The organism is Lentzea sp. NPDC051208, from assembly GCF_040682435.1.
Classification (GTDB): Bacteria; Actinomycetota; Actinomycetes; order Mycobacteriales; family Pseudonocardiaceae; genus Lentzea; species Lentzea kristufekii.
The window spans coordinates 452,622-462,175 of sequence record NZ_JBFBAW010000007.1; the positions used below are offsets into that span (position 1 = coordinate 452,622).

At 66.0% G+C, this 9,554-nt stretch carries 20 protein-coding genes; all 20 read right to left on the bottom strand.

What is annotated here, in order from left to right:
* Nucleotides 1-273 precede the first annotated feature (273 nt).
* The 20 genes from rplO to rplC all read right to left on the bottom strand — a co-directional run bounded on the left by rplO (nucleotide 274) and on the right by rplC (nucleotide 9,529).
* On the bottom strand, nucleotides 274-717 hold the full coding sequence (rplO, locus tag AB0M48_RS20125; protein WP_363843890.1) for a 50S ribosomal protein L15: 444 nt from the start codon (nucleotides 715-717) through the stop codon (nucleotides 274-276).
* Nucleotides 714-899: a 50S ribosomal protein L30 gene (rpmD, locus tag AB0M48_RS20130; protein WP_030478313.1), complete on the bottom strand. Its 186-nt coding sequence runs from the start codon at nucleotides 897-899 to the stop codon at nucleotides 714-716. Before rpmD ends, rplO begins: the two co-directional genes overlap by 4 nt.
* 2 nt (nucleotides 900-901) lie before the next feature.
* The gene (rpsE, locus tag AB0M48_RS20135) at nucleotides 902-1,510 is read right to left on the bottom strand and encodes a 30S ribosomal protein S5 (RefSeq protein ID WP_053733140.1); all 609 of its coding nucleotides are present in this window, start codon (nucleotides 1,508-1,510) and stop codon (nucleotides 902-904) included.
* Nucleotides 1,511-1,544: 34 nt separating this feature from the next.
* Nucleotides 1,545-1,946 carry a 50S ribosomal protein L18 gene (gene rplR, locus AB0M48_RS20140; RefSeq protein ID WP_090015388.1) on the bottom strand — a complete coding sequence of 134 codons (402 nt, stop codon included), beginning with the start codon at nucleotides 1,944-1,946 and terminating at the stop codon, nucleotides 1,545-1,547.
* A 1-nt stretch (nucleotide 1,947) separates the two neighbouring features.
* Nucleotides 1,948-2,487 carry a 50S ribosomal protein L6 gene (gene rplF / locus AB0M48_RS20145; protein WP_045309814.1) on the bottom strand — a complete coding sequence of 180 codons (540 nt, stop codon included), beginning with the start codon at nucleotides 2,485-2,487 and terminating at the stop codon, nucleotides 1,948-1,950.
* 12 nt (nucleotides 2,488-2,499) lie between these two features.
* Complete coding sequence (rpsH, locus tag AB0M48_RS20150) at nucleotides 2,500-2,898, bottom strand: 30S ribosomal protein S8 (protein ID WP_030478309.1); 399 nt, start codon at nucleotides 2,896-2,898, stop codon at nucleotides 2,500-2,502.
* 125 nt (nucleotides 2,899-3,023) lie between these two features.
* The gene (locus tag AB0M48_RS20155; protein ID WP_030473455.1) at nucleotides 3,024-3,209 is read right to left on the bottom strand and encodes a type Z 30S ribosomal protein S14; all 186 of its coding nucleotides are present in this window, start codon (nucleotides 3,207-3,209) and stop codon (nucleotides 3,024-3,026) included.
* Nucleotides 3,210-3,213: 4 nt separating this feature from the next.
* Complete coding sequence (rplE, locus tag AB0M48_RS20160) at nucleotides 3,214-3,777, bottom strand: 50S ribosomal protein L5 (RefSeq protein ID WP_090065865.1); 564 nt, start codon at nucleotides 3,775-3,777, stop codon at nucleotides 3,214-3,216.
* Nucleotides 3,778-3,779: 2 nt separating this feature from the next.
* Nucleotides 3,780-4,094: a 50S ribosomal protein L24 gene (gene rplX, locus AB0M48_RS20165; RefSeq protein ID WP_363843899.1), complete on the bottom strand. Its 315-nt coding sequence runs from the start codon at nucleotides 4,092-4,094 to the stop codon at nucleotides 3,780-3,782.
* A gap of 2 nt (nucleotides 4,095-4,096) precedes the next feature.
* Entirely contained in the window at nucleotides 4,097-4,465 is a 369-nt protein-coding gene (gene rplN, locus AB0M48_RS20170; RefSeq protein WP_030478306.1) for a 50S ribosomal protein L14, read from the bottom strand.
* Between the two features lie 69 nt (nucleotides 4,466-4,534).
* Nucleotides 4,535-4,816: a 30S ribosomal protein S17 gene (rpsQ, locus tag AB0M48_RS20175; RefSeq protein ID WP_053733143.1), complete on the bottom strand. Its 282-nt coding sequence runs from the start codon at nucleotides 4,814-4,816 to the stop codon at nucleotides 4,535-4,537.
* Nucleotides 4,813-5,055 carry a 50S ribosomal protein L29 gene (rpmC, locus tag AB0M48_RS20180; protein WP_030478304.1) on the bottom strand — a complete coding sequence of 81 codons (243 nt, stop codon included), beginning with the start codon at nucleotides 5,053-5,055 and terminating at the stop codon, nucleotides 4,813-4,815. The genes rpsQ and rpmC overlap by 4 nt, the downstream gene beginning before the upstream one ends.
* A complete protein-coding gene (rplP, locus tag AB0M48_RS20185; RefSeq protein WP_030473461.1) occupies nucleotides 5,055-5,474 on the bottom strand; it encodes a 50S ribosomal protein L16 in 420 nt (139 codons plus the stop codon). The genes rpmC and rplP overlap by 1 nt, the downstream gene beginning before the upstream one ends.
* Nucleotides 5,475-5,477: 3 nt before the next feature.
* Nucleotides 5,478-6,311: a 30S ribosomal protein S3 gene (rpsC, locus tag AB0M48_RS20190; RefSeq protein WP_090065867.1), complete on the bottom strand. Its 834-nt coding sequence runs from the start codon at nucleotides 6,309-6,311 to the stop codon at nucleotides 5,478-5,480.
* Nucleotides 6,311-6,709: a 50S ribosomal protein L22 gene (gene rplV / locus AB0M48_RS20195; RefSeq protein WP_030478301.1), complete on the bottom strand. Its 399-nt coding sequence runs from the start codon at nucleotides 6,707-6,709 to the stop codon at nucleotides 6,311-6,313. Before rplV ends, rpsC begins: the two co-directional genes overlap by 1 nt.
* A 34-nt stretch (nucleotides 6,710-6,743) precedes the next feature.
* Nucleotides 6,744-7,025, bottom strand: coding sequence for a 30S ribosomal protein S19 (gene rpsS / locus AB0M48_RS20200; protein ID WP_030478300.1), 282 nt, complete (start codon nucleotides 7,023-7,025; stop codon nucleotides 6,744-6,746).
* A gap of 18 nt (nucleotides 7,026-7,043) precedes the next feature.
* On the bottom strand, nucleotides 7,044-7,877 hold the full coding sequence (rplB, locus tag AB0M48_RS20205) for a 50S ribosomal protein L2 (RefSeq protein WP_089949047.1): 834 nt from the start codon (nucleotides 7,875-7,877) through the stop codon (nucleotides 7,044-7,046).
* A gap of 19 nt (nucleotides 7,878-7,896) precedes the next feature.
* Complete coding sequence (gene rplW / locus AB0M48_RS20210; RefSeq protein ID WP_045309807.1) at nucleotides 7,897-8,196, bottom strand: 50S ribosomal protein L23; 300 nt, start codon at nucleotides 8,194-8,196, stop codon at nucleotides 7,897-7,899.
* Nucleotides 8,193-8,879, bottom strand: coding sequence for a 50S ribosomal protein L4 (gene rplD, locus AB0M48_RS20215; protein ID WP_363843909.1), 687 nt, complete (start codon nucleotides 8,877-8,879; stop codon nucleotides 8,193-8,195). Before rplD ends, rplW begins: the two co-directional genes overlap by 4 nt.
* Nucleotides 8,879-9,529, bottom strand: a complete 651-nt coding sequence (rplC, locus tag AB0M48_RS20220; RefSeq protein ID WP_363843912.1) for a 50S ribosomal protein L3 — start codon at nucleotides 9,527-9,529, stop codon at nucleotides 8,879-8,881. The genes rplD and rplC overlap by 1 nt, the downstream gene beginning before the upstream one ends.
* Between the last annotated feature and the right edge of the window lie 25 nt (nucleotides 9,530-9,554).

Genomic DNA, 9,554 nt, shown 5'->3' on the forward strand with positions numbered 1-9,554 from the left:
GGCGAGCCGCCTTCCCACCGCCAACGCGCACCGCTAAGCAACCGGCGGCCGCCCAACGCCACAGGCGTGCCATCTGCCTACGGGCGGCGCTACCCCCTGATCAGATTGCCGGGGGTCTGGGGGTAGCGCCCCCAGAAAAAGCACGCAACGCAACCAGGCCGCCCGCAAGGCGACCACAGCACCAGGCCGCCCCACAGCACAACCCAGCACCCACGAACGCCAAAGGGCCCCGAGGCAAAGCCTCAGGGCCCTTCAGACAAGTACCAGCGGCAATCAGGAAGCCACGGTGGAAGACCCACCAGCAGCCGCCAACTTCTCCACAGCGGTCTTGGAGAACTTGTCAGCCGTGACATCCAGCTTCACGCTGACGTCGCCGTCACCCAGCACCTTGACGAGCGAGCCCTTGCGGACCAGCCCGGCCAGCACCAGCGCGGGAACGTCGACCGAGCCACCCTCGGGGAAAGCGGCGGCGATCGAAGAGACGTTCACGACCTGGTACTCGGTGCGGAACGGGTTCTTGAAGCCCTTGAGCTTCGGGAGCCGCATGTGCAGCGGCATCTGGCCACCTTCGAAGCGCGGCGAGACGTTCTTGCGAGCGCCCGTGCCCTTCGTACCGCGGCCGGCGGTCTTGCCCTTGGAGCCCTCACCACGACCGACGCGGGTCTTGGCGGTCTTGGCACCGGGGGCCGGACGCAGATCGTGAATCTTGATGGTCACGACTGGACCTCCTCGACAACCACCAGGTGGCGCACGGCGTTGATCAAGCCGAGAACCTGGGGGGTGTCCTCACGCACGACCGACTGACGGATCTTGCGCAGCCCGAGGGTGCGCATCGACTCGCGGTGGTTGTGCTTGGTACCGATGGTGCTCTTCACCTGGGTGATCTTGAGCTGAGCCATGATCAGACCCCCTGGCCCGCGCGAGCGCGGATCATGCCGGCGGGGGCGACGTCCTCGAGGGGCAGGCCACGACGGGCCGCGACCTCTTCCGGACGCTGCAGACCCTTGAGGGCCGCCACGGTCGCGTGCACGATGTTGATCGCGTTGTCGGAGCCGAGCGACTTCGACAGCACGTCGTGCACGCCGGCGCACTCGAGGACGGCGCGGACAGCGCCACCCGCGATGACACCGGTACCGGCCGAGGCCGGACGCAGCAGGACCACACCAGCGGCCTTCTCACCCTGGATCGGGTGGGGGATGGTGCCGGCGATGCGAGGCACGCGGAAGAAGTTCTTCTTCGCTTCCTCGACACCCTTGGCGATGGCCGCGGGAACTTCCTTGGCCTTGCCGTAGCCGACGCCGACCATGCCGTCGCCGTCACCCACCACGACGAGCGCGGTGAAGCTGAACCGACGACCACCCTTGACCACCTTGGAGACGCGGTTGATCGCAACCACGCGCTCGAGGTGGGGGGTCTTCTCCTGGGCCGCGCCGCCGCGGCCGCCGTCACGACGGTCGCGGCGCTCTCCGCGCTCGCCCCCGCCGCCTTCGCGACGCGTACGTCCTGGCATCAGGCGTCCCTCTCAATTCCAGAAATGATCATTGTCAGAACTCCAGCCCCGCCTCGCGAGCGGCATCCGCCAGAGCAGCGATCCTGCCGTGGTACGCGTTGCCACCGCGGTCGAACACGACCGCCGTGACGCCGGCGTCCTTGGCGCGGGCCGCGGCCAGCTGGCCGACCTTGGCCGCACGGGCCTTCTTGTCGCCGTCCAGGGCACGGACGTCGGCCTCCATGGAGGAAGCGGACGCGATCGTGTGGCCCTTCAGGTCGTCGATGATCTGCACGGTGATGTGCTTCGACGAACGGTGCACGGCCAGGCGCGGACGCTCGGCGGTGCCGTTGACCTTCTTGCGGAGGCGGAAGTGGCGACGGGCCTTCGCAACACGACGCCTGGTGGAGATGTCCTTGCCCACCGGCTTGCGCTTCGTAACAGTCGACTCGCTCATGTCACTTACCCGTCTTTCCGACCTTGCGACGGATCTTCTCGCCCGAGTACCGGACACCCTTACCCTTGTACGGGTCGGGCTTGCGCAGCTTGCGGATGTTGGCGGCAACCTCACCGACCAGCTGCTTGTCGATACCCGAGACGGAGAACCGGGTCGGGGTCTCGACCGCGAAGGTGATGCCCGCGGGGGCCTCCACCTTGACGGGGTGCGAGTAACCGAGCGCGAACTCGAGCTCAGAGCCCTTGAGCGCGACGCGGTAACCGACGCCGTGGATTTCCATCTTCTTTTCGTAACCCTGGGTCACGCCGACGACCATGTTGTGCACGAGCGTGCGCGACAGGCCGTGGAGCGCGCGGTTGCGCCGCTCGTCGTTCGGGCGCTTGACCTCGAGAGTGCCGTCTTCGGCCTTCTCGACGATGATCGGCTCAGCGAGCGTGAGCGTCAGGAGACCCTTGGGACCCTTGATGCTGACGTCCTGACCGGCGATGTTCACGTCGACCCCGGAGGGGACAATGATCGGCTGCTTACCGATGCGCGACATGTCTACTCCCCCTTACCAAACGTAGGCGAGGACTTCTCCGCCCACGCCTGCCTTGTTGGCCTGACGGTCGGTCATGAGACCGCCAGAGGTCGAAATGATCGCCACGCCGAGGCCACCGAGAACTCGGGGCAGGCCAGTGGACTTCGCGTACACGCGCAGACCGGGCTTGGACACGCGGCGGAGGCCGGCGATGCTGCGCTCACGGTTCGGGCCGTACTTCAGCTCGACGACCAAGTTCTTGGCCACCTCGCCGTCCTCGTCGCGGTACGAGGCGATGTAGCCCTCGCGCTTGAGGATCTCGGCGATGTTCGCCTTGATCTTGGAGTGCGGCATCACGACCTTGTCGTGGTAAGCCGAGTTCGCGTTCCGCAGACGAGTGAGCATGTCTGCGATGGGATCGGTCATCGTCATGGTGACCTGGTCAACCTTTCTCGCTGCGGTTCACCGGCTCAGGGTCCAGACCCGCCCTCTCCCCCGGCGGGGAGAGGACAGGACGGTCGTGTGCGGGCCTACAGCGAAGTAATGAAGCTTTGGAATTACCAGCTGGACTTGCTCACGCCAGGCAGCTCACCGCGGTGAGCCATCTCGCGCAGGCAGATCCGGCAGAGGCCGAACTTGCGGAACACCGCGTGGGGGCGGCCGCAACGCTGGCACCGGGTGTAACCCCGGACCTTGAACTTCGGCTTCTTCGCGGCCTTGTTGATCAACGCCTTCTTGGCCATCGAGTCAGTTCTCCTTGAACGGGAAGCCCAGGTGCTTCAGCAGCGCCCGGCCCTCCTCGTCGTTCGTGGCGGTGGTGACGACGGTGATGTCCATGCCGCGAGGCCGGTCGATAGCGTCCGGGTCGATCTCGTGGAACATCGACTGCTCGTTCAGACCGAACGTGTAGTTGCCGTTGCCGTCGAACTGCTTGCCCGAGAGGCCGCGGAAGTCGCGGATACGGGGCAGCGCGATCGTCAGCAGACGGTCGAGGAACTCCCACATGCGGTCGCCGCGCAGCGTGACGCGCGCGCCGATCGGCATGCCTTCACGCAGCTTGAACTGCGCGATGGACTTGCGGGCCCGGCGGACCTCAGGACGCTGGCCGGTGATGATCGACAGGTCCCTGACGGCACCCTCGATCAGCTTGCCGTCACGGGCGGCGTCGCCGACACCCATGTTGACGACGACCTTCACGACGCCCGGGATCTGCATCACGTTGGAGAAGTCGAACTGCTTCTGCAGTTCGGCCTTCACCTCGTCGCGGTAGCGCGTCTTGAGCCGCGGGATGATCTTCTCTGCGGTAGTCATGATCAGATGTCCTTCCCGTTACGACGGGAAATGCGGACCCGCTTGCCCTCGTCGTTCGTCCGGTAACCAACACGGGCCGGCTTGCCGTCCGAGTCGACCACCATCACGTTGGAGACGTTGATCGGAGCTTCCTGGGTCACGATGCCACCAGACTGCGCGCCCCGCTGGGTCTGCGTGATCTTGGTGTGCTTCTTGATCCGGTTGACGCCCTCGACCAGGACCTTGCCGGTCTCCGGGTAGGCCTGGATGACCTTGCCCTTCGCGCCCTTGTCCTTGCCGGCAATGACGACGACCGTGTCGCCCTTCTTCACCTTCATGGTCAGAGCACCTCCGGAGCCAGCGAGATGATCTTCATGAACTTCTTGTCGCGCAGCTCGCGACCGACCGGGCCGAAGATGCGGGTACCGCGGGGCTCGTTGTCGTTCTTGATGAGCACGGCGGCGTTCTCGTCGAAGCGGATGTACGAGCCATCCGGACGACGGCGCTCCTTGACGGTGCGGACGATGACGGCCTTGACGACGTCACCCTTCTTCACGCCGGCACCGGGGATCGCGTCCTTGACGGTCGCGACGATGATGTCGCCGATGCCCGCGTAGCGGCGACCCGAACCACCGAGAACACGGATGCAAAGGATTTCCTTCGCACCAGTGTTGTCGGCGACACGAAGTCGCGACTCCTGCTGAATCACTTACTTGCTCCTGACCATTCCTGGCCCGCCGGATTTCCGACCCGACGGGCTCGGTCTGTCTAGAAAGGACTACTTGGCCTTCTCGAGGATCTGCACGAGACGCCACCGCTTGGTCGCCGACAGGGGCCGGGTCTCCATGAGCAGGACGCGGTCGCCGATGCCCGCCGCGTTCTCCTCGTCGTGCACCTTCACCTTGGTGGTGGAGCGCATGATCTTGGAGTAACGCGGGTGCTTCTTGCGGTCCTCGAGCGCGACCACGATCGTCTTGTCCATCTTGTCGGACACGACGAGGCCCTCACGGACCTTGCGGTCGTTGCGCTTCTCGGTCTGAACTTCGTTGCTTTCGGTCATGCCGCACCCTCACCAGTGGAATCCGGCGTAACGGAGAGCCCGAGCTCCCGCTCCCGCATCACGGTGTAGATCCGGGCAATGTCATGCCGGACCGTGCGCAGACGCCGGTTGTTGTCGAGCTGGCCCGTGGCCATCTGGAAACGAAGGTTGAAGAGCTCTTCCTTCGATTCCTTCAGACGCAGCACGAGCTCTTCCTCGGTGAGCTCACGCAGCTCGGAAGCGGTAGTACCCGCTGCCATCAGAACTCACCACCCTCACGCGTAACGATGCGGCACTTCATCGGGAGCTTGTGGATCGCGCGGCGAAGCGCCTCGCGAGCGACCTGCTCGTTCGGGAAGGCCATCTCGAAGAGGACGCGACCCGGCTTGACGTTGGCCACCCACCACTCCGGCGAACCCTTACCGGAACCCATGCGGGTCTCGGCCGGCTTCTTCGTCAGCGGACGGTCCGGGAAGATGTTGATCCAGACCTTGCCGCCACGACGGATGTGGCGAGTGATGGCGATACGAGCGGACTCGATCTGCCGGTTCGTCACGTAGGCCGGCTCCAGAGCCTGGATGCCGTACTCACCGAAGGTGACCTTCGTGCCGCCCTTGGCAGCGCCCGAACGCTTCGGGTGGTGCTGCTTGCGGTGCTTGACCCTACGAGGGATGAGCATGACTCAGCTCTCCGTCTTCTCTGCAGAAGCCGGGGCCTCGGCCGACGCGGAAGCGTCAGCGGCGGCACGGCCGGCCTCGGTGCTCGTCGCGGTGGTGCCGCTGGCACCGGAACGACGGGCCCGGTTCGGACGCTCACCACGGTCGCGGCGCGGGGCGCGGTCGGCTCCCTGAGCCGGAGCCGCGTCGAGCGCGCGCTTGGCCGAGATGCCACCGACGATGTCGCCCTTGTAGATCCACACCTTCACGCCGATACGGCCGAACGTGGTGCGGGCCTCGAAGAAGCCGTAGTCGATGTTGGCGCGGAGCGTGTGCAGCGGCACGCGGCCGTCGCGGTAGTGCTCCGAGCGGGACATCTCGGCGCCGCCGAGGCGACCGCCGCACTGCACGCGAATGCCCTTGACCTGCGGCGAACGCATGGCCGACTGAATGGCCTTGCGCATCGCGCGCCGGAAGGCGACGCGGTTGGACAGCTGCTCGGCGACACCCTGTGCCACGAGCTGCGCGTCCGACTCGGGGCTCTTGACCTCGAGGATGTTCAGCTGGACCTGCTTCTTGGTGAGCTTCTCCAGCTCACCGCGGATGCGGTCCGCCTCGGCACCACGACGGCCGATGACGATGCCCGGCCGGGCGGTGTGGATGTCGACGCGCACCCGGTCACGGGTCCGTTCGATCTCCACCTTGGAGATGCCGGCACGCTCCATGCCCTTGCTGAGCAGGCGGCGGATCTTGACGTCCTCCGCCACGTACTCGGCGTACTGCTTGTCTGCGTACCAGCGGGACTTCCAGTCGGTGGTGATCCCCAGCCGGAAGCCGTGCGGGTTGATCTTCTGGCCCACTACCGCGTTCCCTTCACGCTGGTCTTCTTGGGACGAGACTCCACCTCGATGGTGATGTGGCTCGTCCGCTTGCGGATCCGGTACGCGCGGCCCTGGGCACGCGGGCGGAAACGCTTGAGGGTCGGACCCTCGTCCACGTAGGCCACCGCAACCCAGAGGGTCGAGGGGTCCAGGGACATGTTGTTCTCGGCATTGGCCATGGCGCTGGCGAGCACCTTCGCGACCGGCTCAGAAGCGGCCTGGGGCGCGAACTGGAGCACGGCCAGGGCCTCGCTTGCGTTACGACCCTTGATGAGCTCGACGACGCGACGGACCTTCATGGGGGTGTCGCGGACGTAGCGAGCCCGAGCCACGGCGCGCGGAAACTCCTGCGCCTCAGCGTCCTTACGGGCGTTCATCGCTGCTTTTCCCTTGCTCTTCTCAGTTCGACGCCTAGCGGCGACGAGACTTCCGGTCGTCCTTGATGTGACCCTTGAAGGTGCGGGTCGGGGCGAACTCGCCCAGCTTGTGCCCGACCATCGCCTCCGTCACGAACACCGGGACGTGCTTACGGCCGTCGTGCACCGCGATGGTGTGACCCAGCATGTCCGGGATGATCGTGGACCGGCGGGACCACGTCTTGATGACGGTCTTCTTGCCCGCTTCGTTCTGAACGTCCACCTTCTTGAGCAGGTGGTCGTCGACGAAGGGACCCTTCTTAAGGCTGCGAGGCATCCTTCACTCCCTCCCTGCTCAGCGCTTCTTACCGGTGCGACGACGCCGGACGATGAGCTTGTCGCTTGGCTTACGGCGGCGCGTACGGCCTTCGGGCTTACCAGCCGGGTTGACCGGGTGGCGACCACCGGAGGTCTTACCTTCACCACCACCATGCGGGTGGTCAACGGGGTTCATGGCGACACCACGGACGGTGGGCTTCTTGCCCTTCCACCGCATGCGGCCTGCCTTGCCCCAGTTGATGTTCTGGTGCTCCTTGTTGCCGACCTCGCCGAGCGTGGCGCGGCAGCGCACGTCCACGTTGCGGATTTCGCCCGAAGGCATCCGCAGCTGGGCGTACGGGCCGTCCTTCGCCACGAGCTGCACCGAGGCACCGGCGGAGCGAGCGATCTTCGCGCCGCCACCGGGGCGGAGCTCGATCGCGTGGATCACGGAACCGACCGGGATGTTGCGCAGCGGCAGGTTGTTACCCGGCTTGATGTCGGCCTTGGGGCCGTTCTCAACCGTGTCACCCTGCTTGAGCTTCTCCGGGGCGATGATGTAGCGCTTCTCGCCGTCTGCGTAGTGCAGCAGCGCGATGCGCGCGGTGCGGTTGGGGTCGTACTCGATGTGAGCGACCTTGGCCGGCACGCCGTCCTTGTCGTTGCGACGGAAGTCGATCAGGCGGTAAGCCCGCTTGTGACCGCCGCCCTTGTGACGCGTGGTGATCTTGCCCGACGCGTTGCGCCCACCCAGCTTGTGCAGCGGGCGGATCAGCGACTTCTCCGGCGTCGACCGAGTGATCTCGGCGAAGTCGGAGACGCTCGCACCGCGACGACCAGGCGTCGTCGGCTTGTACTTGCGAATGCCCATCTCTACGCAGTCCTCGTCATCAGGCGGCAGGGCCGCCGAAGATCTCGATCGCCTTGCTGTCAGCCGACAACGTGACGATCGCGCGCTTCGTGTCCTTGCGCTTGCCGAAACCGCTCTTGGTCCGCTTGCGCTTGCCCTGGCGGTTGATGGTGTTGACGCTGACGACCTTGACGCCGAAGACCTTCTCCACGGCAATCTTGATCTGGGTCTTGTTCGAACCCGGCGCCACCAAGAAGGTGTACTTGTTCTCTTCGAGCAGCCCGTAGGACTTCTCGGAGATCACCGGCGCGAGCAAGATGTCCCTGTGGTCGGGGATCACTTGGAACCCTCCTCGTCCACGACGGTCGCCGTGGCCTCGGCCGAGCCAGAACCCTGCTGGGCCTTGCTGGCGAGGAACACGTCGAGCGAGTCCTTGGTGAACACCACGTCGTCATTGACGAGCACGTCGTAGGTGTTGAGCTGGTCGGGCGCGATCACGTGCACGTGCTGCAGGTTGCGCACGCTGACCCACGCGACCTCGTCGGTGCGGTTGAGCACCACGAGAACGCGACGAGCCTGGGTGACCGACTCCAGGACCTTGCGCGCGGTCTTGGTCGACGGGGTGTCCCCGTCCACCAGGCCGGACACGACGTGGACCTGGTTGGCGCGAGCCCGGTCGGAGAGGGCGCCACGCAGAGCGGCGGCCTTCATCTTCTTGGGCGTCCGCTGCGAGTAGTCACGCGGCTGCGGGCCGTGGACGATGCCACCGCCGGCGAACTGCGGCGCACGCGTCGAACCCTGGCGGGCACGGCCGGTGCCCTTCTGGCGGTAAGGCTTCTTGCCACCGCCGGACACCTCGCCGCGGGTCTTCGTCGAGTGCGTGCCCTGGCGCGCGGCGGCCTGCTGGGCCACGACGACCTGGTGGAGCAGCGCGACGTTGGCCTGCGCGTCGAAGACGGAAGCCGGCAGCTCGACGGAGCCGGCGGTCTTGCCGTCCGGGGTGCGGATCTCAACAGTCGACATCAGGCACCGCCCTTCGCAGCAGTCTTGACGAACACGAGACCGCCCTTGGGACCGGGAACCGCGCCCTTGATGAGCAGCAGCCCGTTCTCCACGTCGATCTTGTGCACCTTCAGGTTCTGGGTCGTGACGCGCTCGTGGCCCATGCGGCCAGCCATGCGCAGACCCTTGAAGACGCGACCCGGAGTGGCACAGCCACCGATGGAACCCGGCGAGCGGTGCTTGCGCTGGGTGCCGTGGCTGGAGCCGAGGCCCCGGAAGTTGTGGCGCTTCATGACACCCGCGGTGCCCTTGCCCTTGCTGGTGCCGGTGATGTCGACAACAGCGCCGGCCTCGAACACCTCAGCGGTGATCTCCTGGCCGACCGTGTACTCGCTGGCGTCCGCCGTGCGCAGCTCCACCAGGTGGCGACGGGGCGTGACCCCGGCCTTGGCGAAGTGGCCCGCGACGGGCTTGTTGACCTTGCGCGGGTCAATCGCGCCGGCCGCCAGCTGGACGGCGGTGTAGCCGTCCTTCTCTTCGGTGCGAACCTGGGTCACGACATTCGGCTCAGCCCTGACGACGGTAACCGGGACAACCCGGTTGTTCTCGTCGAAGACCTGAGTCATGCCGAGCTTGGTGCCCAGGATGCCCTTCATCTGCCTGTCAGACATTGGTCCGTTACTCTCCGCGCCCAAC